Here is a 26,328-nt window from a genome sequence, read left to right as displayed (position 1 = left end):
CGACAGGGATTTGGGGGGTAAACCGGCAGGGATGCCGGTTTAGCCGCCCCGCGCCATGGATGGCGCGTGGCGGCGGCCCCCCAAATCACTGGCGGATTACGGGCACACCGAGCCTAAGCGAGGTGCCGAGTGGTGGGGCAAGAGCGTTTTGCTTACTTTTGCGCTTTTCAAAAGTGAGCCGCTGTCAGAGCGGAACCCTAGGTGGCCGTTACCGCAGGAATGGATATGTACACAATCCAACTGTGTTGACTGCCAGGCAGCCTTCGCGAGCAAGCCCGCTCCCACAGTTTGGATAGCGGGGCGTCAGGTAGACAGGTGTCGGCTTTCAGGCCGTCATCGCAGGCAAGCCAGCTCCCACATTTGGATTGCGGCGCGCCAGAGAGATAGGCATCGGCTGTCAGGCCGTCTTCGCAGGCAAGCCAGCTCCCACAGTTGGATCTCGCCGCACCTGGGAGATAAGTGCTGCTGTTTGCAGCTTACGGCTTGAGCGCTTTCTTGGGATAAATGTCGTAGCGGCTGGACTTGCCATCCAGCGCATGGCTCGGCTTCGGCCCCTCAATGCAGGGTGCCTTGCGCGGACGCTTGACCACCACACGATGGCTGGCCAGGGCCAGAGCCGCCGCGAGCAACGCCGGGGCATCCGGGTCATCGCCCACCAATGGGCGGAACAGGCGCATTTCCTTCTTCACCAGGGCAGTTTTCTCACGGTGCGGAAACATCGGGTCCAGGTAGATCACCTGAGGCGGCTCGCCCTGCCAGTTGAGCATCACGTCGATGGAGTTGCCCTTGAGCAGCTTCATGCGCGCCACAATCGGCGCCACGTCAAAATCCTCGGCAGCGCGGGCCAGACCATCTTCGAGCAAGGCGCCGATCAGCGGCTGGCGCTCGATCAGGCTCATCTCACACCCGAGGCTGGCCAGCACGAACGCGTCCTTGCCCAAGCCAGCCGTGGCATCCAGCACCCGCGGGCGCACGCCCTGGGCGATTCCCACCGCCTTGGCGATCATCTGCCCGCTGCCGCCACCATACAACCGCCGATGCGCCGCGCCGCCTTCGACAAAGTCGACCCGCACCGGCCCTGGCGCATCAGGCCCAAGCTGTTGCAACTGCAAGCCGTGCTCCCCCACTTGCAGGGAAAAATCCGCATCGGCCACCTGCAGAGGCAACCCCAGCAGCGAAGCCCACTGTTCAGCGCGGGCCTGGAAGCTGTCAGCCAAGGCTTGGACCTGGATGCGGCTGGCCGCTGGTTGTTCGTTCATCAATCGCCACGCTCAAAAATATTAAGGATCGGCAAACAACGGCCGATAAAAATCACAGTCAGGTATTTTGCCAGAGCTGAGCGTCGACCGAGAAAAATGTCAGACATTCTTCCCCTTTCCATCGGTGTACTGCCGACCCACAACCATTACGGCCTGCGCAATACCCAAGCGCTGGCCGGGGTGAGTCATGTGTGGCAGGACTTCTTCGCCCGTGCGTTGGCCGAGCAGCTCGGTGAAACGTCGGACGCGCTCGCCGCCAAGACGCCTGCCCCGGCAGACCCGGCGGTTGAACCCCGCGAAGGCGCCGACCTGCTGGCGCAGATCCTCACCCAGCGTGAGTGCGATGTGAAAGACACCGAGATCGCCCCGCCGGAACCGCTCTTCCTGCCAATTGCCGAGTTCGAAACCGAGCTGCTGCCACCGGCCGCGACGCCGTTCCCGGAAGAAGAAATAGTCGCCCAGCAACGCCAGCAAGCGTTTGAGAGCGAGTGGGTGCGCCCCATCGTGCTGAACGCCGGCCAACCGCTACCCGAGCCAGGCCCGGCGCCACAACCACGCCCCCTGCACCTGCCAATTGCCGAATTCGAGCTGGACCTGCTGCCACCGGCCGCCACGCCGTACCCCGAAGAAGAACTGCTGGCGCAGCAAAAGGCCCTGGATTTCGATTACTACTGGGCGCGCCCGCTGGTGACCCACAACCTGCGCCTGGCCGCCTGAACCTTAGCGACACACCCACCAACGCCCCATGTCCAGATGGAAATGGTTGCGATGGGCGGCGTTGTAGTCCGGGCTCAACACCACGTTGAAATCATCACAGGCGCCATCGCGTACCAAGCGCAGGAAACGCGCACTGTCGCCCTGGCCCGGCCAATCCTTGAGCACGCTGATGCTGCGCCCATCCGCCAGGCGAAAACCGGCGATATCCAGGGCATTGGCCGACGCATGCTGGCTGAGTCGACCGTCGGCACGGTTGTAGATATTACGGCAGGCAAAACTGCCCAAATGCTCGACGCGGCTCACCGCTTGGCCAAACACGGCCTGGGCCGCCGGTTGCAGGCTATGTCGCTCGAACAAGGCGAACGCCACCGCCAGCGGGCAACTGGCAAGAAAGCTGCTGCTCAAGGCCACGTCAGCGCCCTGCACGCGCAGGACACTGCGCAAGGGGCACGCTGCATCAGTCGGTGTATCGGCCTGGCGGCTCACGCGCAGACCAGAGGTGTTCAACACCTGGTCACACAGCGCTGGATCATCCTGCAAACGACTGAGCTTGTAGCGCGTCAACAGGTTGGGGCTCGCTCGCACATCCAAGGGCGCCCAGGGGTTCCATTCAGGCGGCATCGGCACCCAACCGCGCCAGACAGCCAACGCAAATGCCCCCACCACCAACAGCAACACACTCAATGTCTTGACCACACCCACGGCTCAACCCTCAAAGTAGTCCGAGCTGCTCCGCCACGGGTTCTCGATGCAAGGCAGGCAGCGGCGGTAGCCCTGGCAGGCGCACCATCAGCTTGGCGTGGAAGCGCAGCGCCAGCTGTGCCGCGAGACGGTTGTCCGACGTGTGCAGGAACATATAGGGCGTGCGGCCCTCTTCGATCCAACTGGCAATCTTTTCCACCCAGGGAATCAGGAACGGGTCATTGGCCTCAAGGTCCGGATGCCCGATGAAGCGCACCTGGGGAAACTGCGTCAGGGCCGCCGGGCGCGGTGGCACCCGGGGCTTTTTTGACTGGGCATGCAGCACCGCTTCCGAGGTAGAAGTACAACTGAACAGTGCACGGGGATCGAGGCAGATGCGCTCGACACCGCGATCGCGCAACAGGCGGTTGAGCATGCGCTCAGCATCACCCTTGGCAAAGAACTGTTCATGACGCACCTCCACGGCCAGCGGCCGATCAATGCCATCGAGAAATCCAGCCAGCTCCGCCAGGCGTGGCGGCGTAAAGCTCTTCGAGAGCTGCAGCCACAGCGGTGAAACGCGCTCACCCAACGGGCTCATCAAGCCGACAAAACTTTCTGCCGCCGGCAACTGTTCACGTAAATCGCCAGCATGGCTGATATCGCCGGGGAATTTGGCGGTGAAGCGAAAATCATCAGGCATGATTTCGGCCCAGCGCTGCACAGTGGCGGCCGAGGGGCGAGCGTAAAAAGTGGTATTGCCCTCAACGGCGTTGAAGACCTGGGAATAGAGCCCGAGGTAATCGCTGGAACGTGCCTCAACGGGATACAGGTACTCGCGCCAGGCGTTTTCACTCCAGGACGGGCAGCCGATGTAATAAGGCAAACGCATCAGATATGGATATCGAGACCCAGCACTTCCATATCCCATTCGACAAAGCCGGCAGTGGTCAGGTAGCTGGCCAGGGCGGTGGCAACGCTTTTGCTCATGGAACGGGGAAAGACCATGTCTTGCTGACGGGCAGGAACGCCGCTGATACGTGCGCTCGAGGCGCCTGGAGCTTTGGAAGGCGTATCGGTGTGTACTTCGATGAAGTCCGGTGAATCCTCGACGGACTCGTCTACCGTCACGCTCGCCTTGCGCGGCTTACGCTTGAGGGGGTACGACTGTGAGGAAAAACCGTCTATACGCATACATGCAGACTCGGTATCAATGATGGCAATTTAGCGGCACTTTCCATGGCGCGCAAATGCTCTGGTGATAACTAGAACACATAATTTGTAAAAGGTTTAAAAACCCAGGCAAATTCTGACGATTGGCGAAATTTGCCGCGTAACGCCCACATTTTTGGCGTCAAATAATCCCGCGTTCGGCCTTGGTCTGCGCGACTTTATCGCGCAGGTACACCGGTGCTGCCTGGTCCGCCGCAATCGCCTCGCCGCGCTCGAATGCGAAACGTGCCAACGCCAGCAGGTCTTCGGCGTGGGGTAACATCGCCGCGTCCTGTTCGGCACAGGTCACCTTGATGCGTTCGCCATAACCCCAGCCCGTGCCGGCACCGAACCAATCGCCGCTGGCGTCAGCGGGCAGTTGCGCCGCTTCGGGGGCCAGCACCGCTTCCGTGCCGACCAGGCGCATTTCGCCTGCGGTCTCACGGTAGCAACCCCAGTAAACTTCATCCATGCGCGCATCAATTGCCGCTGCCACGTGCGACGCCCCGTGCTCACGCAACGCGCGCTGGGCCAGTACCGCCAGGTTGGACACCGGCAGCACCGGGCGCTCCAGCGCAAAGGCCAGGCCCTGCACCACGCCAATGGCAATGCGCACGCCAGTGAATGCACCGGGGCCACGGCCGAACGCGATGGCGTCTACGGCCGCCAGGGTGGTACCGGCGTCTTCAAGCAGTTGCTTGATCATCGGCAACAATTTCTGCGCGTGCAGGCGCGGGATCACCTCGTAGTGGCTCGTAACCTTGCCATCGTGCAGCAAGGCAACGGAGCAAGCTTCAGTCGCGGTGTCCAGGGCCAGCAGGGTGCTCATCGGTGTGGGTGTCCAAGTCGGAAAAAAGTGCGCCAGTATAAACAACAACGGCCCGCAAGCGGGCCGTTGTCTGTGCCGCCGATCACAGGATCAGCTCAGTGCTTGCAGCACCTTGGCGGTGATGGCCTCTACCGAACCCACACCTGGGATGTGGCTGTATTTCGGCTTGCCCTGGGCTGCGGACAGCTTCTGGTAGAAGTCCACCAGGGGCTTGGTCTGGGAATGGTAGACCGACAGGCGATGACGCACAGTTTCTTCGGTGTCGTCTTTACGCTGCACCAGGTCTTCGCCAGTGACATCGTCCTTGCCTTCGACTTTCGGCGGGTTGTAGACGATGTGGTACACGCGGCCCGAGCCTTCGTGAACGCGACGGCCAGCGATACGCTGGACGATCTCTTCGTCTTCAACTGCGATCTCGACCACGGCGTCCAACTCCACGCCCGCCTTCACCAAGGCTTCGGCCTGGGGAATGGTGCGTGGGAAGCCGTCGAACAGGAAACCGTTCTTGCAGTCTTCCTGGCTGATGCGTTCCTTGACCAGGTTGATGATCAGGTCATCGGAGACCAGGCCGCCGCTGTCCATCACGCTCTTGGCGATCAGGCCCAGCTCGGTGCCAGCCTTGACGGCCGCACGCAGCATGTCGCCGGTGGAGATTTGTGGAATGCCGAATTTTTCAGTGATGAACTTTGCCTGAGTACCTTTACCGGCCCCGGGAGCTCCCAGCAGAATGACGCGCATCGATGTGCTCCTCAATTTTTTATAGAGATGACGCTCGGATTCGCCGCGTGGGGCCAATCTCGTAAAAATGTGGTTCTAGGCCGATCAAACGGCCAAAGGCTGATCAAGATACACAGCGGGCCCTCACCATACAAGCCGCCAAAAGTAGGAGAAACCCGCGCCGCACATGCGTCAGCGCCAGGGTGTGCCTGAGCGCAACCCGCCTGCTCAAAAGACGACCGCCCGTTTCCGGGCGGTCGTCGTGGTTTATCCGCAAGCCATTGAGTGCACGCAAAAAACCTCAACCGGTGTTGCGCAAACCGGCCGCAATACCGGCCACGGACACCAGCAGCGCCTGTTCCAGAGGGCTGTCTTGCGCAGCCTCCTGCTGACGGGAACGTGCCAACAACTCGGCCTGCAACAGGTGCAAGGGGTCCAGGTAGGTGTTGCGCAGGCGGATGAACTCCAGGGTGTCGGGGCTATGGGCCAGCAGCTGCGACTGGCCGGTCAGGCCAAGCACCACGTCACACGCCTGCGACAATAGGTCGCGTAAGTGCGCACCCAATGCCAGCAGGTCCGGCTGCACCAGACGCTCATCATAAAGACGGGCGATATCGGCATCGGCCTTGGCCAGCACCATTTCCAGCATGTCGATGCGCGTGCGAAAGAATGGCCACTGCTCGCGCATCTGCCCCAGCAATTGACCTTCACCGCGCTCCAGCGCCTTGCTCAGTGCCGCTTCCCAGCCGAGCCAGGCGGGTAGCATCAGACGCGTCTGGGTCCAGCCAAAGATCCATGGGATGGCGCGCAAGCTTTCTATCCCGCCCGCACGGCGCTTGGCCGGGCGACTGCCCAAGGGCAAACGGCCCAACTCCTGCTCCGGCGTGGACTGGCGGAAGTACTCGACGAACTGCGGATTTTCCCGCACCACGGCCCGGTAAGCGCTGACACCGTCTGCCGCCAGTTCGTCCATCAGATGACGCCAGGCAGGCTCGGGAGGGGGCGGCGGTAACAGGGTCGCTTCCAGTACCGCCGCCAGGTAGAGATTGAGGTTCTGCTCAGCGATATCCGGCAGACCGAATTTGAAGCGAATCATCTCGCCCTGCTCAGTGGTACGGAAACGCCCCGCCACCGAGCCCGGCGGCTGCGACAGGATAGCCGCGTGTGCCGGGCCACCGCCACGACCAACGGTGCCGCCGCGACCATGGAACAACAACAGCTCCACCTGTTGCTCGCGGCAGATGTCCACCAGGCGCTCCTGCGCCCGGTACTGTGCCCAGGCGGCGGCCGTGGTGCCGGCGTCCTTGGCCGAGTCCGAGTAGCCAATCATCACTTCCTGCGGGCCCTGCAAGCGTGCGCGGTAACCCGGCAATTGCAGCAGGCGCTCCATCACCGGTCCGGCGTTGTCCAGGTCGGCCAGGGTCTCGAACAACGGCACTACGCGCATCGGCCGTTGTACGCCCGACTCTTTCAACAGCAGTTGCACCGCCAATACATCCGACGCGGCGCCCGCCATAGAGATGACATACGAACCTAATGACGCCGCCGGTGCGGCGGCGATTTCCTTGCAGGTATTCAATACCTCGGCAGTGTCCGCCGAGGGTTTGAAGTAACCCGGCAGCAAGGGCCGCCGATTGGTCAGTTCCTGGGTCAGGAAGCTGATACGCGCATCCTCATCCCAGTCCTCATAACGCCCCAGGCCCAGGTAATCGGTGATTTCGGTCATGGCCGCCGAGTGACGGCTGGAGTCCTGACGCACATCCAGGCGCACCAGGAACAGGCCGAACGTCACGGCACGGCGCAGGCAGTCGAGCAGCGGGCCATCGGCGATCACGCCCATGCCGCATTCGTGCAGCGATTGGTAGCACAGTTGCAGAGGGTCGAGTAGGTCGCGGTTGTCCTGCAACACCTCGGCCGGCGCCGGGGTGGTGCTGGTCAACGAGGTGTGGGCCCACTGGCGCGTGGCGCGCAGGCGTTCGCGCAGTTGCTTGAGCAAGGCACGATAAGGTTCGACGCTGTCGCCGACTTTCGCTTGCAACGCCGGGCTGGCCTGTTGCATCGACAGCTCGGAAGCCAGTTGATCAATGTCACGCAGATACAAATCCGCCGCCATCCAACGCGCCAGCAGCAGCACTTCGCGGGTGACCGGCGCGGTGACGTTGGGGTTGCCGTCACGGTCGCCGCCCATCCACGAAGCAAAGCGAATCGGCGCAGCCTCCAGGGGCAGGCGCAAGCCGGTGGCGGCGTGCAGGGCCTGGTCGGCCTTGCGCAGGTAATTGGGAATGGCGTGCCACAGCGAATGCTCGATCACCGCAAAGCCCCATTTGGCTTCATCTACCGGCGTGGGGCGCACGCGCCGGATTTCTTCGGTGTGCCAGGCTTCGGCGATCAAGCGTTGCAAACGCTCGCGAATCTGCTCGCGCTCGGCGGTGGTGAGATCGCGGTGATCCTGCAAGGCCAGTTGCGCGGCAATGGCATCGTATTTCTGAATCAGCGTGCGGCGGGCCACTTCGGTGGGGTGGGCGGTGAGCACCAGCTCGATGTCCAGCCGCGCCAGCTGCCGGGCCAAGGATTCATTGCTGTGCCCTTCGCTTTGCAGACGGGCCAGCAATTCTGGCAAGACGCGGGATTCGAACGGCGCAGATTGCGATTCATCGCGCCGATGAATCAACTGATATTGCTCGGCAATGTTGGCCAGGTTGAGGAACTGGTTGAAGGCCCGCGCCACGGGCAGCAACTCCTCCTCCTGCAACTGATTGAGGCTGGCGCTCAGTTCATCACCAGCGGCATTTTGCGAAACGGCTCCACGGCGGTCGGCCTTGGCGCCTTTGCGGATCTGCTCGATCTTATCGAGGAAAGCCTCGCCGTACTGCTCTCGAATGGTGTTGCCCAACAGCTCACCCAGCAGGTGAACATCCTCACGCAAGCGTGCATCGATATCACTCATCAGCCAATCTCCAGCCAGAAATCCGGGACGCGCAGGTGCTTCAGAGTGCCGCCGACGTCGGTTTCTGACAAGGCCGAACGCGAACGACTTTAAACCTTGGCGCTTGCAGCTAGTCTCAACGATGAGTCGCCGCGTTATTTTCACGCAGGCGGCTGGTCACTCATCACCGCCTGCCATCGCAGGCTTTATTGAGGTAGCCATGAAAATTCGAGAACTGGCCCAGCATTGGGAAGAAACCGCCAAGGGTCGTTTGACCAAGACTGAATACGCCATTCATCTGGATGTAGAAGCCGCTGCCCGGCTGGCGGCCATTGCCGAGATGTACCCCAAGCGCCACGTCGAAGAACTGCTCGGCGAGCTGATCGGCGCCGCCCTGGAAGAGCTGGAAGCCAGCTTTCCCTACATCCAGGGCCAGCAGGTGATTGCCACCGACGAAGAGGGTGATCCGCTGTATGAAGACGTCGGCCCCACCCCACGTTTTCTCACGTTATCCCGTCGCCATTTGCATGATTTATCAGCCGTTGCTGACGAACAAAAACACTGATAAACATTTATTGACGTCAATTAAACCCACGTATTCCGGGCCTTTTACAGGCCCGGAGGTACCGCTGCCCGCCGCGAAAGTTCCATTTTTTAAACATTGACCAGTCAGTCAGATATTTTTTTAGGCAAATCGCCATATCCGCTGAACTTTTGAAAAAAGCCTCCGGTCACAGCCAGTAGCCATCACTTGTGGAACGGTCGTTTGAACGGACGCCATGTGCTTTACCGACGGGCCCGAAATCGATACGCCCCGATGGATTTTGATGTTTTTCAGGAGTTATCCAATGGAGTTGAAGACGATGAACACCAGCACTGCCAAATCCTCGTTTAACCACCTGCGCGGGCTCAAATTGGCCGCGCTGGCAATCGGCACCAGCTTCGTTCTGGCGGGCTGCGCCGGCAACCCTCCAACCGAGCAGTACGCCGTAACCCAATCGGCCGTCAACAGCGCAGTCAGCGCCGGCGGTACCGAGTATGCGGCGGTGGAAATGAAGTCGGCCCAGGACAAGCTCAAAGAAGCTGAGATTGCCATGCACGACAAGAACTACGACAAAGCTCGCCAACTGGCTGAACAAGCCGAGTGGGATGCTCGCGTCGCTGAGCGTAAAGCCCAGGCTGCCAAGGCTCAACAGGCTGTGAAGGATTCCCAGAAGGCTGTTGACGAACTGCGTAAAGAAGGCATGCGCCCAGCTGCAATCATGCAGAAGTAAACCGCTGCCACTTGACTGCATCGCACCTGATATCGAATTGAAAGGACGACACGACTATGCGTAAACAATTGATGATCCCTGCCCTGCTGGCGATGAGCGTTGCCTTGGCGGCCTGCTCCACCCCGCCGAACGCGAACCTGGAAAATGCGCGGACCAATTTCTCGTCCCTGCAAACCAACCCACAAGCCACCAAGCTGGCTGCGCTGGAAACCAAAGACGCCAGCGACTGGCTGGACAAGGCTGACAAGGCCTACCGCGACAAAGAAGACGAGAAGAAAGTCGACCAACTCGCATACCTGACCAACCAGCGCGTTGAAGTGGCCAAGGACACCATCGTCCTGCGCGAATCCGAAGCCAAGCTGAAAAACGCCGGTGACGAACGCGCCCGTGCCCTGCTGGACGCGCGTGATGCGCAGATCAAGCAACTGCAAAACAGCTTGAACGCCAAGCAAACCGATCGTGGCACCCTGGTGACTTTCGGTGACGTGCTGTTCGCCACCAACAAGTCCGACCTGAAATCCAGCGGCCTGGTGAACATCACCAAGCTGGCTCAGTTCCTGCGCGACAACCCAGACCGTAAAGTGATCGTCGAAGGCTACACCGACAGCACCGGTTCTGACTCGTACAACCAGAGCCTGTCGGAGCGTCGTGCCGCTTCCGTTCAACGTGCACTGGCTCAACAAGGCGTGGATATCTCGCGCATCGTGACCCAGGGCTATGGCAAGGAATATCCGGTTGCCGATAACGGCAGCGTTTCCGGCCGCGCCATGAACCGTCGCGTTGAAGTGACAATCTCCAACGACAACCAGCCGGTCAAGCCACGGTCTTCCGTCGCTAACTGATCATTGGTCTGGTAAAAAGCCCCGCCTTCAGGCGGGGCTTTTTCGTTGCCATTCATGAAAGCGTATTCAAGCTTTAGTCATTGAGGTATCCGAAGGTGATGCGATTGCCACAAAAAAACCACCAGAAACGGTGGTTTTTTTGACTAGGGAAACTTGATCATGCGATCAGTATCTTCATCCGGCGGCGTTATCTTTTTGTTATGACGGGAGGTATCAGATGAGCAACCTGCCAACTGATTACGCGCCTGTTCTTGCGCATCCGCCCGCTCCAACGCCTGATGCGCCCTGGCCATAGCCAGCATATTGCATATCGCATCAATTCTTATCACTGCCTTCCCGCCCCCACTGTGCGTAAGTTACATCGCCCTTTGTGGTACCTGACGCAATTAGGTTCCAAACAATTTCGTTACACGCCCCCGGTACGCCGATAAGTGCAATGCCGCTGACATGAAAAACCTGTCGATAACTGACAGGTTTTTAAGGGTTGCCTATCAGTAGGTGACTGAGCCTTGATTCTCGCCACCGCCGGCCTGAATCTGGCCTTGGCCAGCTGAGCCACCTTCACCGGCTTGGCCACTTTGAGCCGCTTTTTTTTCCAGCAGTTGCTTCAGCATTTCAAGCAGCTCTTCAATGCTTTCTCCCCCACCAGCGCCTTGGCTTGCTCCGGAACCTTGAGCGCCTCCACCCCCCTGGGAACCACCGGAACCAGAACCTTGCGAACCTTCACCGCGCTTAGCGCGGATTTGCTCTTGAAGTTGCTGGATTTGCTGATCAAGACCTTGCGAAGCCCCCTGAGAACCTCCCGAATTGCCGACGCCAATTGAAGGTGCTGCGCCAATACCATTCATAAAACTCGTACTCCAGATTGATGAAATAAAGTGCGCTGATCAGCCAGGCCAATCAGTACCTCATCTGTGGCGTACGAATGAAGATGGTTCCAATCTGTAAAGGCTCGAAAGCCCTTGAGCAACTAAGCTGCACACCGGATGGTTTTTGGGCTCACTGTTGCAACTGCGGGGTTTCCTGCCCCATGCAACGCACGGCCTGCTTCTTGTTATTGACCAGCACGCCGCTCAAGCCTTTCTGTTCGGTATCAAACATCACCAACACGCCGTCAGCGCACTGCGCCACTTGCGCAGCCGGGGTCAGGGAGATCTTGTAATCCTCGCCCGGCACTGTCTTGAGCATGGTGAAGTCGCTGAGCAGCAACGCATCTTCGGGCTTGGCGAAGTGCAGGTAGCCGTAGTACCACAGGCAGCCTACGGTGCCGATGATGGTGCCGATGCCGGTGAGAATCAGCGGGATCATATTGCGTTCTTCGCTCATTGCGGGCTCTCTGATGAATCAACTTTAGGAACAGGGTAATTCGGGATTTCTCCCAGGCGGCGCAAGCCGTTGAAGTGCTGCGGGTCGTCCAGATAACGCAGCATGACGGTTTGCCAGGTTTTGTCGGCAAAGGTCTGCACATGGCCGCCACGGGTCAGTTGCAACACCCTGGGCGGGGGGGCGGCCTGATACAAGCGGATGCCATTGGACACCGGCACGATAGGGTCATCCAGGCTGTGGAACAGCAACTTGGGCACGCCGGTCAGCCCTGGCATGGCCTTGATCGCACTATCGCCGTCAGGCACCAGCCATGACAGCGGCACCTGCAACGGCCAGGTTAACCAGGAAGTGCTCAAGGCGAATTGTCCTACGTCACGATAACTGGCGGGTACGCCGTCCAATACCAGCGCCTTGAGTTGGGATTGGCGCTCCGGGTGGGCTGCCAGGTAATGCACTGCCAGTGCACCACCCAGGCTTTGGCCGAGGATAATCAGCGGTTGACCCTGGGTTTCAGGCGCCTTGTCGATCCAGCTGAAAGCGGCGTCGATATCCTGGTAGATCGCCGGCAACGATGGCTTGCCTTCCGAAAGCCCATAGCCACGATAGTCCAGCAACAGCACTTGATAGCCCTGTTCCGGCAACCACCAACTGCCCCCCAGGTGCCAGGCGAGGTTACCGCCATTGCCGTGCAAATGCAGGACGGTGCCCTTGAGCGGTACACCGGGTTTGGCCGGCAGCCACCAGGCGTGCAGTTTCACGCCATCTGCGGTGGTGAGCGTGACGTCGCGGTATGGAAGATGGGCTTTTTCCGGCGTGAAGGGCAGGCCGGGCTCGGGGTAGAACAGCAAGGAGCTGCAGCCGTTCAGTGTGAGTAGCAGGCATAAAATGCCGAGGATTCTCATCCGTTGAAGCCTCGCGAAAGTTCTGAAGACCCGTGCAGATCAAATGTGGGAGCTGGCTTGCCTGCTCCCACATTTTGATCCGGTTTCGTCAGTTAAAGGATATTGGAGTAATCCGCCTCGATCCGGTCCAGGCTCAAGTGGTTGAGGAAGTTGGAGAAGCACATCCAGGCCGCCAGCGCGTTCATGTCGCGAAACTGCTCCGGCAGGTACTTGGGCGGCACCACCAGGCCTTCGTCGACCAACTGGCGCAGGGTACGCATGTCTTCAAGGGTGGTCTTGCCGCAGAACAGCAGCGGCACTTGCTCCAGCTTGCCTTTACGTACAGCGAGCTGGATGTAGTTGTAGACCATGATAAAGCCCTTGAGGTAGGACAAATCCTTGGTAAATGGCAGACCGGTGGGCACCGAACCACGGAATACCCGGCTGGCATTCCCATAGCTTTCGGCCATTTCAAAGCCTTGCTCGCGGAAGAACTCAAACACCTGCAGGAAGTCCGCCCCCTCCTCCACCATATGGATGGCACGTGTCCGGTTGGTAAGTTTTCGCAGGCGGCTGGGGTAGGAGGCAAACGTGATGATTTCCATCAGGATCGCCAGGCCTTCCTGGGTGACGGTGGACGACGGCGGGCCTTTGGACAGGAACGTGCAGATCGGCTGGTTCTGGCCGTTGAGGGTGGTGCCCACATGCACCAGGCCTTCATGCACCTCCAAAGCGCGCACGTCGCGGTCGTTGAACATCGCGTCGGCGCGGATCTTGATGTAGTCAGCGCCCGCCGCTGCGTCGGCGACAATGCCATCGGACTCGAATACGCGGATGGTCTCCTCCGCTTCGCCAAACACTTTGTTCAGACGGGTTTGCAGCAGGCTGACCGCATCTTTGGCGGTGAGGGTCTTGGCTTCGTCCTTGAGGTCACCCCGGCCATCAATGTTGTTCAGGTAATCGGAGAGCATCAGACCAAGGTCGGCCAGGGTCGGGTCGCCAGCGTGGAACGCATCGGAGGCGGCGCCGTACAGCTCTTGGGAAATAAGACCGAAGTCCTCGGTGCCGCGCGCTTCAAGCATGCGCACCACCATGCGGTATTCGCGGCACATGCGCCGCATGATCTGCCCCACCGGGCTGAATTGTCCAAGGCGACGGGTGATGTCGCGCTCGATGTTCTGGAATTCCAGCTTCACCGCGCTGGAGTCGAACGACAGCGGTCGGTTCAGGTAGTAATCACGGTCTACGGCAGGCATCGCCTTGCCCTTGGCCTTGAGAAATCCCTGGCGAATGTTTTCGTCCCATTTCACCGCATCGAGAACGCGGATCGGTGTTTGCGCCAGCACAATGCGATCGGACAAGGTGCGTATCGTCTGCTGGTAATCGTCCACCCGGTGCTTCCTCTTTAAACGTTATTGGCCCACGCGCAGGTAGCGCACGGCTTCAGCAGCAAGCCCAGCTCCCCCCAAAGCAGATTGCGCACAGGGCTAGACCGAGGCCAATACCAGGTGCATGTAACGCTTGAGAATTTCAAGCATCTCGTCACCGGTCAGAGGCTCTGCGCCGCCCAACAGGCCCTGATATTCCATCCGACTGATGATAGCCGTCAACACCTTGGCATCCTGCTGCGGCTCCCGGGAGCCCAATACCTGGAAAAACTGCCCGGTACCCTGCAACAGGATCTGTTGATGGGAGCGTACCAGTTCGGCCAGCCGCGGGTTCAATAGGGCTTCCTGGCGAAAAGCCTGCTCAGCCATCAGGTATTCGCGCCGGTTGGTCAGCTGGCGCAGCACATAGTCAGCGGTCAGGCGCGCGATATCATCGGCCAGTTGCGAGCGCGACTCCGGGCTGCCATCGCCATAGGCGACCATCTCGCGCAACAGGCCTTCGTTGCGCACCCACAGTTTGCCCATGAAAGCGGCGCTGCGTTCCACGTACTGGGCGAAGGTATCGGTGAGCAGGTCGTCGATGTCTTTGAAGTAATAGGTAGTGGCCGACAGCGGCACCCCCGCCTCTGCCGCCACTGCCCGGTGACGTACGGCCCGCACGCCATCGCGCACGACGATACGCATGGCCGCATCGAGAATGTCTTGCCGGCGTTGCTCGCTGCCCCGTCGGCTGGCCTTGCGGCCCTGGTACTGAACGCTTTCAGCCACGGCAGCAGCAATGCCGGCGGCACCTTCTTGAGCTATTACGCGGTTCACCACACTTCTTCCTTTAGAGGTGACGCGGAGCGTCAGAGGGTGCATTCCCACGCGGAGCGTGGGAACGATCACTGACGAGCACCACTTGAACAGGCCACATAAAAAAGCCGCCTTATAAAAGGCGGCTTCGGATTTCGCTACGGTTACGCTTGCGGCCGCATGTGCGGGAACAGGATCACGTCGCGGATCGACGGCGAGTTGGTCAACAACATCACCAGACGGTCAATGCCGATACCTTCACCGGCAGTCGGCGGCATGCCGTACTCCAGGGCCCGAACGAAGTCGGCATCGTAGTGCATGGCTTCGTCATCACCGGCGTCCTTGTCGGCCACCTGGGCCATGAAACGCTCGGCCTGGTCTTCCGCGTCGTTAAGCTCGGAGTAGGCGTTGGCGATTTCGCGGCCACCGATGAACAGCTCGAAACGGTCGGTGACGTTGGGGTTGTCGTCGTTGCGACGGGCCAGCGGCGACACTTCGAACGGGTACTGGGTAATGAAGTGCGGCTGCTCCAGCTTGTGCTCCACCAGTTCTTCGAAAATCATCACCTGCAGCTTGCCCAGGCCTTCGAAGCCCAGCACCTTGGCGCCGGCTTTCTTGGCAATGGCACGGGCCTTGTCGATGTCGTTGAGGTCGTCAGCGGTCAGCTCGGGGTTGTACTTGAGGATCGAGTCGAACACCGACAGGCGCACGAATGGCTCGCCGAAGTGGAACACCTTGTCGCCGTACGGCACGTCAGTGCTGCCCAGCACCAGCTGTGCCAGCTCGCGGAACAGTTCTTCGGTCAGGTCCATGTTGTCTTCGTAGTCGGCGTAGGCCTGGTAGAACTCCAACATGGTGAATTCAGGGTTGTGACGGGTCGAGACGCCTTCGTTACGGAAGTTGCGGTTGATCTCGAACACCTTTTCAAAGCCGCCCACCACCAAGCGCTTGAGGTACAGCTCCGGCGCGATACGCAGGAACATTTCCATGTCCAGCGCGTTGTGGTGGGTTTCGAACGGTTTGGCTGCGGCACCACCCGGGATGGTCTGCAGCATCGGCGTTTCCACTTCCAGGAAGTCACGCTGCATCAGGAAGCTGCGGATGTGAGCAATGACTTGCGAGCGTACGCGGAAGGTCTGGCGCACGTCTTCGTTGACGATCAGGTCAACGTAGCGCTGGCGATAGCGCTGTTCGGTGTCGGTCAGGCCGTGGTGTTTGTCTGGCAGCGGGCGCAGGGACTTGGTCAGCAGGCGCACATTGGTCATCTCGACGTACAGGTCGCCCTTGCCGGAACGGGCCAGGGTGCCTTCGGCTGCGATGATGTCGCCCATGTCCCAGGTTTTCACCGAGGCCAGGGTTTCTTCGGACAGGGTCTTGCGGTTGACGTAGACCTGGATGCGACCGGTCATGTCCTGAATCACCATGAACGAGCCACGGTTGAGCATGATGCGACCTGCCACCTTGACCGGGATCGCAGCCTCTGCCAGTTCTTCCTTGGTCTTGTCCGCGTATTGCTTCTGCAAGGCATCGCAGTAGTTGTCGCGACGGAAGTCGTTGGGGAAGGCGTTACCCTTGGCGCGCTCGGCAGCAAGCTTTTCCTTGCGCAGGGCGATCAGGGAGTTTTCTTCCTGTTGCAGGGCTTGCGGGTCGAGTTGTTGGTCGCTCATGTCTTTAAATATTCCATCAGGTTCGTTGCCCCCAGCCTTCGGCGGGGGATCGCGGGCAAGCCCGCTCCCACAGAGGGTATTAGAGGCCGGATTTCAGGCTGGCTTCCAGGTATTCGTCGATATCGCCGTCGAGTACCTTGTCGCAGTCGCTGCGTTCGATGTTAGTGCGCAGATCCTTGATCCGCGAGGCATCGAGCACGTACGAACGGATCTGGTGGCCCCAGCCGATATCCGACTTGGTGTCTTCCAGCGCCTGGGAAGCCGCGTTGCGCTTCTGCATTTCCTGCTCGTACAACTTGGCCCGCAGCATTTTCATGGCGGTGTCCTTGTTGGCGTGCTGGGAACGTTCGTTCTGGCAGCTGACCACGGTGTTGGTCGGTACGTGGGTAATACGTACGGCCGAGTCGGTGGTGTTTACGTGCTGGCCACCGGCGCCGGAGGAACGGTAGGTGTCGATCCGCAGGTCGGCCGGGTTGATCTCGATTTCCACTTTGTCGTCGATCTCTGGCGAGACGAACACCGCAGAGAATGAGGTGTGGCGACGATTGCCGGAGTCGAACGGGCTCTTGCGCACCAGGCGGTGCACGCCGATCTCGGTGCGCAGCCAGCCAAAGGCATATTCGCCCTTGATGTGCACGGTCGCGCCCTTGATACCGGCCACTTCACCGGCGGACAGTTCCATGATGGTCGCGTCGAAACCGCGTTTGTCGGCCCAGCGCAGGTACATGCGCAGCAGGATGTTGGCCCAGTCCTGGGCCTCGGTGCCACCGGAACCGGCCTGGATATCCAGATAGGCGTTGTTCGGGTCCATTTCATGGCTGAACATGCGGCGGAATTCAAGCTTGGCGAGGTTTTCCTCGAGACGGGCCAGCTCGGCGACGACATCGCCCACTGCGCCTTCGTCGTTTTCTTCGACGGCCATGTCCAGCAGGTCGCGGCAATCACCCAGGCCGGTGTTCAGTTCGTCGAGGGTATCGACGATCTGTGCCAGCGCAGCGCGCTCGCGCCCCAGTTCCTGGGCGTACTCAGGTTTGTTCCAGACACTCGGATCTTCAAGCTCGCGATTGACCTCGGTCAGACGCTCATGCTTTTGATCGTAGTCAAAGATACCCCCGAATAGTTTCGGAGCGCTCGGACAGGTCCTTGATGGTGTTAAGGATCGGGTTGATTTCCATGGCGGGCAGCACTCGTTGGCGAACTTTTGAAAGCCGGCGAGTATAACGGCAAACGGCTGCGAACGGCAGTCCGCTTGGCCGAAAAGGCGGTGGTTTGTACAGGATCCATAGCCAGATAGCGATCAAATGTGGGAGCTGGCTTACCTGCTCCCACAGAGGCGCCCGGCGCTTGGGATTATTCGATGCCCACCTGATTACGCCCATTATTCTTGGCCGTGTATAACCCCTTGTCCGCCGCCATGATCAACTGCCGACAATCGGTACCCTGGACCGGCGTCAACGTCGACAGCCCAATACTGATGGTCAGGCTGGCACCTTCAGCCGGGGCGATGTGCGGGATTTTCAACGCCGCTACCGCCATGCGCAGCTTTTCCGCGACCAGGCGTGCGCCGCCCGGTGAGGTGTTGGGCAGGACCAGCGCGAACTCCTCGCCGCCGTAGCGCGCCGGCAAATCCGAAGGGCGGCTGCTGGCTTCACGGATGGTGTTGGCGACTTTGCGCAAGGCTTCGTCGCCCTCGACGTGGCCGAAGCTGTCGTTGAAGGTCTTGAAGAAATCCACGTCGATCATCAGCAGCGACAGTTGGGTCTGGTCGCGCATGGCGCGGCGCCATTCCAACTCCAGGTATTCGTCGAAGTGGCGGCGGTTGGACAGCCCGGTCAGGCCATCGGAGTTCATCAGGCGTTGCAGCACCAGGTTGGTGTCCAGCAACTGTTGCTGGCTGACGCGCAACGCGCGGTAGGCCGCGTCGCGCTGCAACAGGGTCATGTAGGAGCGCGAGTGGTAGCGGATGCGCGCCACCAACTCGATGTTGTCCGGCAGCTTGACCAGGTAATCGTTGGCCCCGGCCGCAAAGGCCGCGCTCTTGATCAGCGGGTCTTCTTTGGTGGACAGCACGATGATCGGAATATTCGCGGTGGCCGGGTGATTGCGGTATTCGCGCACCAGAGTGAGGCCGTCCAGGCCCGGCATCACCAGGTCCTGCAAGATCACCGTGGGCTTGATGCGGATCGCCTGGGCAATCGCCTGGTGCGGGTCGGCACAAAAGTGGAAGTCGATGTTTTCTTCATGGGCCAGGCCACGCCGCACGGCTTCACCGATCATGGCCTGGTCGTCGACCAGCAACACCATGGCGGCGTTTTCGTCGGTCTTGAAGTCGTCGAGCTGTAAATCATTCATGTGCAGTCACCTGAATTACTACCTGCAAGCCAGCACGGCGGGAGATTTTTGTTCATTTTGCAAAGACCTCCAGCAATCGGGGCGCAATTCTATCCAGTGGGCGAATTTCAACAGCAGCATCAATCGCCGCCGCCGCTTTGGGCATGCCATACACCGCCGAACTCTGTTGGTCCTGGGCGATGGTCAAATATCCTTGTTCCCGCATCAGCTTGAGGCCCTGGGCGCCGTCGCGCCCCATGCCCGTGAGCAAGACGCCGACGGCGTCACCGTTCCAGTGGCTGGCGACGCTTTCGAAAAACACGTCGATCGACGGCCGGTAAATCTCGTTCACCGGCTCTGCGGTATAGGCTAGCGTGCCATTTTTCAACAAGCGAATATGGTGGTTGGTGCCGGCCAGCAATACCACGCCGGGTTGAGGCGGCTCGCCTTCACAGGCCAGGCGCACCGGCAGGCCGGAAGCGCTGCTCAGCCACTCGGCCATGCCAGCGGCAAACACCTGGTCCACATGCTGCACTAGCACGATGGCGGCAGGGAAATCCCGGGGCAACCCCTTGAGCAGAACTTCCAGGGCCGCCGGCCCACCGGCCGAAGAACCAATCGCCACCAGCCGTTGACGCTTGCCGGTGACCCGCTGCGGCGGGGTTTCGGCACGCACCCGCGTGCCGCGCTGGCCGATCAGCCAGCCAATATTGAGGATCTTGCGCAACAGGGGCGCCGCCGCATCCTTGGGGTTGCCCACGCCCAGTGCCGGGGTGTCCACCACATCCAGGGCGCCGTGGCCCATGGCTTCGAATACACGGCTGACGTTGGCCTGGCGGTCAACGGTGACGATCACGATCGGGCATGGCGTGTCGGCCATGATCTGGCGGGTAGCTTCCACGCCGTCCATCACCGGCATGATCAAGTCCATCAGGATCAAGTCCGGGGTCAGCTCGGCGCAACGCTGCACCGCTTCCAGGCCATTGCTGGCTACCCACACCACCTCGTGGGCGGGCTCGTAACTCAAGGCACGGCGCAAGGCCTCTACGGCCAGGGGCATGTCATTGACGATCGCAATCCTCATGCCCGGGCGCCTCCAATCAGTTCAACCACGGCGTCGAGCAAGGCGTCGTCATGGAAACTGGCTTTGGCTAGATAATAGTCGGCCCCGGCGTCGAGGCCACGGCGGCGGTCTTCTTCACGATCCTTGTAGGAAACCACCATCACCGGCAATGATTGCAGGCGACTGTCACGGCGCAAAAGTGTGACCAATTCAATACCGTCCATGCGAGGCATATCAATATCCGTGATAAGCAGGTCGAAGTCCTCGGAGCGCAATGCGTTCCAGCCATCCATGCCATCGACCGCCACGGCAACTTCATAACCCCGGTTGAGTAACAATTTGCGTTGCAGCTCGCGCACCGTCAGTGAGTCGTCCACCACCAGCACGCGCTTGCGCGGCGCTTCGGTGGCCTGCTGGTTGCGCCGGGCGATGCGCTCCAGGCGGCCGGTATTGAGCAGCTTGTCCACTGAACGCAGCATGTCTTCGACATCGACGATCAACACCACCGAGCCGTCATCGAGCAAGGCCCCGGCAGAAATGTCCTGGACCTTGCCCAGGCGATCATCCAGCGGCAACACCACCAACGTGCGCTCGCCGATAAAGCGCTCCACGGCAATCCCGTACACGGCATCGCGTTCGCGGATCACCACCACTTTCAAGGTATCTGAAGGGGTCTGCCCCGGCGGGCGCTGCAGCAACTGACTGGCGGCAACCAGGCCGACGTGTCGGCCTTCATGCCAGAAGTGCTGGCGGCCTTCCAACTGCACGATGTCGTCGGGGGCCAGGTCGCACATGCGTTCGATATGCGCCAGGGGAAACGCATAGGCTTCTTCGCCGACTTCCACCACCAGGCTGCGCACCACCGACAGGGTCAGCGGCACCTCAAGATGGAAGCGACTGCCCTGCCCCGCCGTCTGTTCCAGCACCACTGCGCCGCGCAACTGGCGAACCATATGCTGCACCGCGTCCAGGCCCACACCGCGCCCGGACACTTCGGTGACTTTGTCCCGCAGGCTGAACCCCGGCAGGAACAGGAAGGTCAGTAGCTCCTCTTCGCTCAGGCGCAGAGCCGTTTCCACCGGAGACAAATTCCGGTCGACAATAGTGCCGCGCAGGCGCTCGAGGTCGACACCGTTGCCGTCATCGCTCAATTCCAGCACCAGCAACCCGGCCTGATGGGACGCGCGCAGGCGAATCAAGCCCTCCGCCGGCTTGCCCGCCAGCACGCGCTGCTCAGGGGTTTCGATGCCGTGGTCGACGGCATTGCGCAATAAATGGGTGAGCGGCGCTTCGAGTTTTTCCAGCACGTCACGGTCGACCTGGGTCTTTTCGCCTTCAATCTCCAGGCGCACTTGCTTGCCCAGGCTGCGACCGAGGTCACGCACCATACGCACCTGCCCGGCCAGCACATCGGCAAACGGCCGCATGCGGCAGGCCAATGCGGTGTCGTAGAGCACCTGGGCGCGCTGGCCGGCCTGCCAGCCGAACTCATCCAGCTCGGCGTTTTTTTCCGCCAGCAGGGCCTGGGCTTCACTCAGCAGGCGACGGGTATCGGCCAGGGCTTCCTGGGCTTCCAGGTTCAGATCCAGGGATTTTAGCTGGCCATCCAGGGCATCCAGTGCACGCAAGCTGTTGCTCTGAATGCGCTTGAGGCGTTGCAGGCTGGCCAGGTACGGCTTGAGCCGCTGGGTTTCCACCAGGGATTTGCTGGACAAGTCCAACAGGCTGTTCAAGCGCTCGGCCGTCACCCGCAGCACGCGCTCGCCGCCTTCTGTCATGCGTTTGCTCTGGCGCGGCGCTTCACTGCTGACCGGCGCGGGCTCTAGCTCGGGCTCCAGCAGCAATGCGTCAACCCGCGGCGCGGGGATGGGCTCGGGATTTGGCACGGGCGTGGCAATCGGCTGCGAGGGATCGAGCAAGCGCTCCATCAGCGCTACGTACGCCTCGATATCCGCCGGCCCCAAGTCATTGCCCGGCGTGGCGATTCGCATCAGCAGGTCGGTGCCTTGCAGCAACGCGTCGATATGTTCAGGTTGCAGGTACAGGCGGCCTTCCTGGGCACTGACCAGGCAGTCTTCCATGACGTGGGCCACGCTGACCCCGGCATCCACGCCGACAATCCGCGCCGCCCCTTTAAGTGAATGCGCGGCGCGCATGCAGGCTTCGAGCTGGTCGGCCTGGGTCGGGTTGCGTTCCAGCGCCAGCAGGCCCGCGCTCAACACCTGGGTCTGCGCATCGGCTTCCAGGCTGAACAGTTCCAACAGCGAGGCATCGCGCATCTGGTCGGGGGTCATGCGAGGCTCCGGGTCACGGCGGACAACAATTGCGCTTCGTCCAGCCAGCGCAGACTGCGGCCTTTCCACTGCAACACGCCTTGGGTGTAGCGTGCGCTGGCCTGGGTGCCGGACACCGACGCAGCCTTCAAGGTGCGCTCATCGATGGCGTGGATGCCGTCTACTTCATCTACCGGTACGACGACCGGGCCGTCCTGGGCAGCGATGATCAGCATGCGCGGCATGATCCGCCCGCCGCTGGCGCCGGCACTGGTGCTGTCCAGGCCCAGCAGTTCCACCAACGACAGGCACGCCACCAGCGCCCCGCGTACGTTGGCCACGCCCAGCAGCGCTCGGGAGCGCTGGTGCGGCAGCGAGTGGATCGGCTGCAACGGCGCCACTTCCACCAGGCAGCGGGTGGCGATACCGAGCCATTCTTCGCCGAGGCGGAACATCAACAGCGAACGGGTGACCACATCGCTATCCGCTTCGGCAGCTGCCTGCGCGTGATGGTCGTCTTGTTGCAGTGCGTAGCGGTCGAGCAGGCGTGTGGCGGCGGCGGAATACACCAAGCAATTGCGGCAGTGGATATGCTCGGCCAACAGCGGGCAGGACTTGTCGCCATGAATACCGATGCGGTTCCAACAGTCGTCAATGGCTTGGGTATCGGTCAGCGTCAGGTCCAGGCCTGCGGTGTCGAGCGCGTCAGGGCTACTCATCGTTTGGTCTCACTGTCAGCTCGCTCGCTACGGGCGGCGCGTGCCTGAAGACGACGCGCGCCGACACTGTCACCCTGGGACTCGAGCAACGCGGCCAGGTGCATCAGGGCCTGGGGATGCTGCGGTTCCAGATACAGAGCTTTTCGGTAATACCCCTGGGCCTCCAGGGCACTGCCAGCCACATCGCTGAGCAGCCCCAACCAGTAAAACACCTGGGCGGCCGGCGGGTGACTGCTCAAATACCGCTCGCAGGCCGCTCGGGCCTCGGCACTTTTGCCCTCGTTGGCCAGGGTTGCGATCTGGCTGAGCAGATCCCCTGCATCGGTATGCGTAGCTTTGACCGGTGGCACGTGGGGGGTGACCGAGCTGAACGGTCGCGGCTTGAGCGGTATCGGCGCCGCCCTGCGCTGCGGTAGCGGCGCGGGCGTCGGTTTGATCACAGGTGCAGCCGGCGCGGCCGGTTCTACATGCCGACTGAAGGCAAAGGACTGCGGCACGCCGATGGAGCGCATGCCGTGGCGCCCCAGCAGGCTGCCCTCGGCCGGGCCGATAAACAGCACGCCGTCCACGTGAGTCAATGCCTTGAGCACATCAAAGACCTGTTTCTGGGTCGGCTGGTCGAAGTAGATCAGCAAGTTGCGGCAGAACACAAAATCGTAGGTCGGCTCGTTCGCCAGCAGTGCCGGGTCCAGCAAGTTGCCGACTTGCAGGCGCACTTGTTCACGCACCCGGTCGGCGATGCGGTAAACGCCTGCGTCTTCAGTGAAGTGGCGGTCGCGAAATTCAAGATCGGCGCCGCGAAACGAGTTCTTGCCATACACGCCCCGCCGCGCGCGCTCCACCGACAGCGGGCTGACGTCCATGCCTTGCACTTTGAACTGGTGGGGCGCCAACCCCGCATCGAGCAAGGCCATGGCAATCGAATAGGGCTCTTCGCCGGTCGAACACGGCAGGCTGAGAATACGCAGGGCGCGCATCTGGTTGATCTCGGCCAAGCGTGCCTGGGCCAGGCGAGCCAGGGTTGCAAAGGATTCGGGATAGCGGAAAAACCAGGTCTCGGGGACGATCACCGCTTCGATCAGCGCCTGCTGCTCGTCATGGGAGGTTTGCAGGTGTTGCCAGTAAGCCTCCGCCGACGGCGACTGGGACGACTGGCAGCGCTGGCGCACCGCGCGCTCGATGATCGCCTCGCCCACCGAAGCGACGTCCAGGCCGATGCGTTCTTTCAAGAACGCGAAAAACCGCGGGTCATTGCTCATAGGCTCAACTCGGCGGAAAACAGCAAGGCACGCACTGGCGCGGTCAACAGATCCGCGACGCCAATCCACTGCATCAAGCCCTGTGCGTCCTCGCGCACCGGCCCCAGGTATGGCGCCTGCTGATTGTCCAGGCCATAGGGCTGAAATTCGGCGGGGTCGCAACGCAGGGTGTCGGTGGCCTGTTCCAGGATCAGCCCTAGCCAACGCGCCTCACTCCAAGGCTGCGGCTGATAATTGACCAACACCAGGCGCGTACTGGTACGCGCCTGGGCCGAAGTGCCGAACGTCAGGGCGCTCAAGTCGATGACCGGCACCAGCGCCCCACGATGGGCGAAGATACCCGCCACCCATAAGGGCGCTTGGGCGATAGGTTTAAGCGCCAGGCGCGGCAGCACCTCGGCCACTTCCGTGGCCTTGAGGGCAAAGCGTTCGTTGCCGATGCGAAACACCAGAAACAATGCCTTTTTCGCTGCCGGGACGGCACCGCGTTTAGCCGCGAGCTCACTCATCAGACTTTGAAACGCGAGACGCCGCTGCGCAGACCGACCGCAACCTGGCTCAGTTCATCAATGGCAAAGCTGGCCTGGCGCAGGGATTCGACGGTCTGGCTGCTGGCATCGCCCAATTGCACCAGCGCATGGTTGATCTGCTCGGCGCCGGTGGCCTGGGCCTGCATGCCTTCGTTGACCATCAACACCCGCGGCGCCAGGGCCTGTACCTGATGGATGATCTGCGACAGTTGCTCGCCCACTTGCTGCACCTCCGACATGCCACGGCGCACCTCCTCGGAGAACTTGTCCATGCCCATCACCCCTGCCGACACCGCCGACTGGATCTCACGCACCATCTGCTCAATGTCGTAGGTCGCCACAGCGGTCTGGTCGGCCAGGCGGCGCACTTCGGTGGCAACCACGGCAAAGCCGCGCCCGTACTCACCGGCTTTCTCAGCCTCGATGGCCGCATTCAGGGACAACAGGTTGGTCTGGTCGGCCACCTTGACGATGGTCACCACCACCTGGTTGATATTGCCGGCCTTCTCATTGAGGATCGCCAGCTTGGCGTTGACCAGGTCGGCGGCGCCCATCACCGAGTGCATGGTTTCTTCCATGCGGGCCAGGCCCTGCTGGCCGGAACCGGCAGCCACCGAGGCCTGGTCGGCGGCGGTGGACACTTCGGTCATGGTGCGGACCAAGTCCTTGGACGTGGCGGCAATTTCGCGGGAAGTGGCGCCGATTTCGGTGGTGGTGGCTGCGGTTTCTGTCGCGGTCGCCTGTTGCTGCTTGGAGGTCGCGGCAATCTCGGTGACCGAGGTGGTGACCTGCACCGATGAACGCTGCGCCTGGGACACCAGGGCAGTCAGCTCGGTCATCATGTCGTTGAAGCCGGTTTCAACCGCGTTGAATTCGTCCTTGCGCTCCAGGTTCAGGCGCTTGCTCAGGTCACCGGTGCGCATGACTTCGAGGATTTGAACGATGCGCTGCATCGGCGCCATGATCGCGCGCATCAGCAACAGGCCACACAGCGCGGCGGCGAGAATCGCCAGCAACAGCGAGACGCCCATGCTGATCTTCGCGGCCGCTACCGCATCATCGATGGCGGCGGTGGCGTTGTCGGCGACCTGCTTGTTCTCATTGATAATGTCATTGAGCTTCATGCGGCCTGCTGTCCAGGCGGGGGTCAGTTGCTCGTTGAACAACCTCAGTGCTTCGGCGGCGTTATTGCTCTGATGGGCCGCCAAAACCTGGGCGAGAATCTGGTTGTAGCTCTGGTGCAGTTTTTCGAAGGCATCGAATTCGGTGCGATCCTGGGTGATATTGATCGTCCCCGCGTAGCTGGCCATATGCTGCTCAAGCCGAGCTTCGAAAGACTTGTAATCCTGTTTGTCGGTTTCGGAAATGCCCTGGTTCTCGTGGATTCCGACCAACTCCTGGGTTTGCAGGTAGCTGTCGACCCAGGCGCTGCGAATCATCGAGCTGAAAAACACCCCGGGCACCGCATCGTCCCGCACTGAGTTTTCGCTGATTTCGATTTTCAGCAAGCGCGAATACGAGACCACGACCATCAGCAGCATGATCGCGATAATTACCGCAAAGCTCGCCAAAATCCTTTGGCGCAGGGTCCAGTTCTTCACAGTAATTCCTCGCAGGGCCATTCAAATGGAGGGGAGTA

Annotated in this window: 25 protein-coding genes; 4 read left to right on the top strand and 21 right to left on the bottom strand. The window is 61.0% G+C overall.

The genetic code is table 11. The features are described 5' to 3' along the window. Positions 1-476 precede the first annotated feature (476 nt). Positions 477-1,259, bottom strand: a complete 783-nt coding sequence (locus BOP96_RS14535; protein WP_014717213.1) for a class I SAM-dependent methyltransferase — start codon at positions 1,257-1,259, stop codon at positions 477-479. Positions 1,260-1,355: 96 nt separating this feature from the next. On the opposite strand from BOP96_RS14535, the gene BOP96_RS14530 reads away from it, so the two are divergent. Then, a complete protein-coding gene (locus BOP96_RS14530; RefSeq protein WP_019817732.1) occupies positions 1,356-1,976 on the top strand; it encodes a hypothetical protein in 621 nt (206 codons plus the stop codon). A 3-nt stretch (positions 1,977-1,979) separates the two neighbouring features. Here the strand turns inward: BOP96_RS14530 and BOP96_RS14525 are convergent, their stop codons facing one another. The 6 genes from BOP96_RS14525 to ppc all read right to left on the bottom strand — a co-directional run bounded on the left by BOP96_RS14525 (position 1,980) and on the right by ppc (position 8,362). Further along, positions 1,980-2,678 (bottom strand): extensin-like domain-containing protein, encoded by a 699-nt coding sequence (locus tag BOP96_RS14525; protein ID WP_073453136.1) that lies wholly within the window; start codon positions 2,676-2,678, stop codon positions 1,980-1,982. A 10-nt stretch (positions 2,679-2,688) separates the two neighbouring features. Beyond that, positions 2,689-3,549 carry a DUF72 domain-containing protein gene (locus tag BOP96_RS14520; RefSeq protein WP_038449171.1) on the bottom strand — a complete coding sequence of 287 codons (861 nt, stop codon included), beginning with the start codon at positions 3,547-3,549 and terminating at the stop codon, positions 2,689-2,691. Continuing rightward, positions 3,549-3,851, bottom strand: coding sequence for a hypothetical protein (locus BOP96_RS14515; RefSeq protein ID WP_020301144.1), 303 nt, complete (start codon positions 3,849-3,851; stop codon positions 3,549-3,551). The genes BOP96_RS14520 and BOP96_RS14515 overlap by 1 nt, the downstream gene beginning before the upstream one ends. 160 nt (positions 3,852-4,011) lie before the next feature. Next, positions 4,012-4,698 carry a tRNA (adenosine(37)-N6)-threonylcarbamoyltransferase complex dimerization subunit type 1 TsaB gene (tsaB, locus tag BOP96_RS14510; protein ID WP_014717208.1) on the bottom strand — a complete coding sequence of 229 codons (687 nt, stop codon included), beginning with the start codon at positions 4,696-4,698 and terminating at the stop codon, positions 4,012-4,014. A 90-nt stretch (positions 4,699-4,788) separates the two neighbouring features. Then, positions 4,789-5,436 carry an adenylate kinase gene (gene adk, locus BOP96_RS14505; protein WP_003189104.1) on the bottom strand — a complete coding sequence of 216 codons (648 nt, stop codon included), beginning with the start codon at positions 5,434-5,436 and terminating at the stop codon, positions 4,789-4,791. 280 nt (positions 5,437-5,716) lie between these two features. Beyond that, on the bottom strand, positions 5,717-8,362 hold the full coding sequence (gene ppc / locus BOP96_RS14500; protein WP_060767075.1) for a phosphoenolpyruvate carboxylase: 2,646 nt from the start codon (positions 8,360-8,362) through the stop codon (positions 5,717-5,719). Between the two features lie 199 nt (positions 8,363-8,561). Here ppc and BOP96_RS14495 point away from each other — a divergent pair, with 199 nt between their 5' ends. The 3 genes from BOP96_RS14495 (at position 8,562) to BOP96_RS14485 (ending at position 10,457) form a co-directional block, all read left to right on the top strand. Beyond that, a complete protein-coding gene (locus BOP96_RS14495; protein ID WP_014717206.1) occupies positions 8,562-8,906 on the top strand; it encodes a hypothetical protein in 345 nt (114 codons plus the stop codon). Positions 8,907-9,189: 283 nt separating this feature from the next. Next, a complete protein-coding gene (locus BOP96_RS14490) occupies positions 9,190-9,615 on the top strand; it encodes a DUF4398 domain-containing protein (protein ID WP_003189094.1) in 426 nt (141 codons plus the stop codon). 56 nt (positions 9,616-9,671) lie between these two features. Continuing rightward, the gene (locus BOP96_RS14485; protein ID WP_003189093.1) at positions 9,672-10,457 is read left to right on the top strand and encodes an OmpA family protein; all 786 of its coding nucleotides are present in this window, start codon (positions 9,672-9,674) and stop codon (positions 10,455-10,457) included. A 491-nt stretch (positions 10,458-10,948) separates the two neighbouring features. On the opposite strand, the gene BOP96_RS14475 is transcribed toward BOP96_RS14485, so the two are convergent. The 14 genes from BOP96_RS14475 to BOP96_RS14410 all read right to left on the bottom strand — a co-directional run bounded on the left by BOP96_RS14475 (position 10,949) and on the right by BOP96_RS14410 (position 26,290). Continuing rightward, a complete protein-coding gene (locus BOP96_RS14475) occupies positions 10,949-11,305 on the bottom strand; it encodes a hypothetical protein (RefSeq protein ID WP_014717203.1) in 357 nt (118 codons plus the stop codon). Between the two features lie 151 nt (positions 11,306-11,456). After that, on the bottom strand, positions 11,457-11,783 hold the full coding sequence (locus BOP96_RS14470; protein ID WP_073453135.1) for a hypothetical protein: 327 nt from the start codon (positions 11,781-11,783) through the stop codon (positions 11,457-11,459). Then, complete coding sequence (locus tag BOP96_RS14465) at positions 11,780-12,685, bottom strand: alpha/beta hydrolase (RefSeq protein ID WP_014717202.1); 906 nt, start codon at positions 12,683-12,685, stop codon at positions 11,780-11,782. The genes BOP96_RS14470 and BOP96_RS14465 overlap by 4 nt, the downstream gene beginning before the upstream one ends. Positions 12,686-12,777: 92 nt before the next feature. Then, positions 12,778-14,055, bottom strand: coding sequence for a flavohemoglobin expression-modulating QEGLA motif protein (locus BOP96_RS14460; protein ID WP_014717201.1), 1,278 nt, complete (start codon positions 14,053-14,055; stop codon positions 12,778-12,780). 96 nt (positions 14,056-14,151) lie between these two features. Then, a complete protein-coding gene (locus BOP96_RS14455; protein ID WP_014717200.1) occupies positions 14,152-14,868 on the bottom strand; it encodes a TetR/AcrR family transcriptional regulator in 717 nt (238 codons plus the stop codon). A gap of 143 nt (positions 14,869-15,011) precedes the next feature. Then, entirely contained in the window at positions 15,012-16,514 is a 1,503-nt protein-coding gene (lysS, locus tag BOP96_RS14450; protein ID WP_003189082.1) for a lysine--tRNA ligase, read from the bottom strand. Between the two features lie 79 nt (positions 16,515-16,593). Beyond that, a protein-coding gene (gene prfB, locus BOP96_RS14445) for a peptide chain release factor 2 (RefSeq protein ID WP_096001736.1) occupies positions 16,594-17,689 on the bottom strand; the annotation gives its coding sequence in 2 pieces (ribosomal slippage) (positions 16,594-17,616 and positions 17,618-17,689; 1,095 coding nt in all). Between the two features lie 175 nt (positions 17,690-17,864). After that, complete coding sequence (locus tag BOP96_RS14440; protein ID WP_014717198.1) at positions 17,865-18,866, bottom strand: response regulator; 1,002 nt, start codon at positions 18,864-18,866, stop codon at positions 17,865-17,867. A gap of 52 nt (positions 18,867-18,918) precedes the next feature. Further along, on the bottom strand, positions 18,919-19,929 hold the full coding sequence (locus tag BOP96_RS14435) for a chemotaxis response regulator protein-glutamate methylesterase (RefSeq protein ID WP_003189079.1): 1,011 nt from the start codon (positions 19,927-19,929) through the stop codon (positions 18,919-18,921). Then, on the bottom strand, positions 19,926-22,202 hold the full coding sequence (locus tag BOP96_RS14430; protein WP_073453133.1) for a hybrid sensor histidine kinase/response regulator: 2,277 nt from the start codon (positions 22,200-22,202) through the stop codon (positions 19,926-19,928). The genes BOP96_RS14435 and BOP96_RS14430 overlap by 4 nt, the downstream gene beginning before the upstream one ends. Beyond that, positions 22,199-22,900, bottom strand: coding sequence for a chemotaxis protein CheW (locus tag BOP96_RS14425; protein ID WP_020301147.1), 702 nt, complete (start codon positions 22,898-22,900; stop codon positions 22,199-22,201). The genes BOP96_RS14430 and BOP96_RS14425 overlap by 4 nt, the downstream gene beginning before the upstream one ends. Beyond that, positions 22,897-24,159, bottom strand: coding sequence for a CheR family methyltransferase (locus BOP96_RS14420; RefSeq protein WP_073453131.1), 1,263 nt, complete (start codon positions 24,157-24,159; stop codon positions 22,897-22,899). The genes BOP96_RS14425 and BOP96_RS14420 overlap by 4 nt, the downstream gene beginning before the upstream one ends. Further along, a complete protein-coding gene (locus BOP96_RS14415; protein ID WP_014717194.1) occupies positions 24,156-24,668 on the bottom strand; it encodes a chemotaxis protein CheW in 513 nt (170 codons plus the stop codon). The genes BOP96_RS14420 and BOP96_RS14415 overlap by 4 nt, the downstream gene beginning before the upstream one ends. Further along, a complete protein-coding gene (locus BOP96_RS14410) occupies positions 24,668-26,290 on the bottom strand; it encodes a methyl-accepting chemotaxis protein (protein WP_014717193.1) in 1,623 nt (540 codons plus the stop codon). The genes BOP96_RS14415 and BOP96_RS14410 overlap by 1 nt, the downstream gene beginning before the upstream one ends. Positions 26,291-26,328 lie beyond the last annotated feature (38 nt).

It is taken from the genome of Pseudomonas sp. FSL W5-0203 (assembly GCF_001896155.1).
Classification (GTDB): domain Bacteria; phylum Pseudomonadota; class Gammaproteobacteria; order Pseudomonadales; family Pseudomonadaceae; genus Aquipseudomonas; species Aquipseudomonas paracarnis.
Note: the sequence above shows the minus strand (reverse complement) of the source record. Positions and strands in the feature narration are given on the sequence as shown.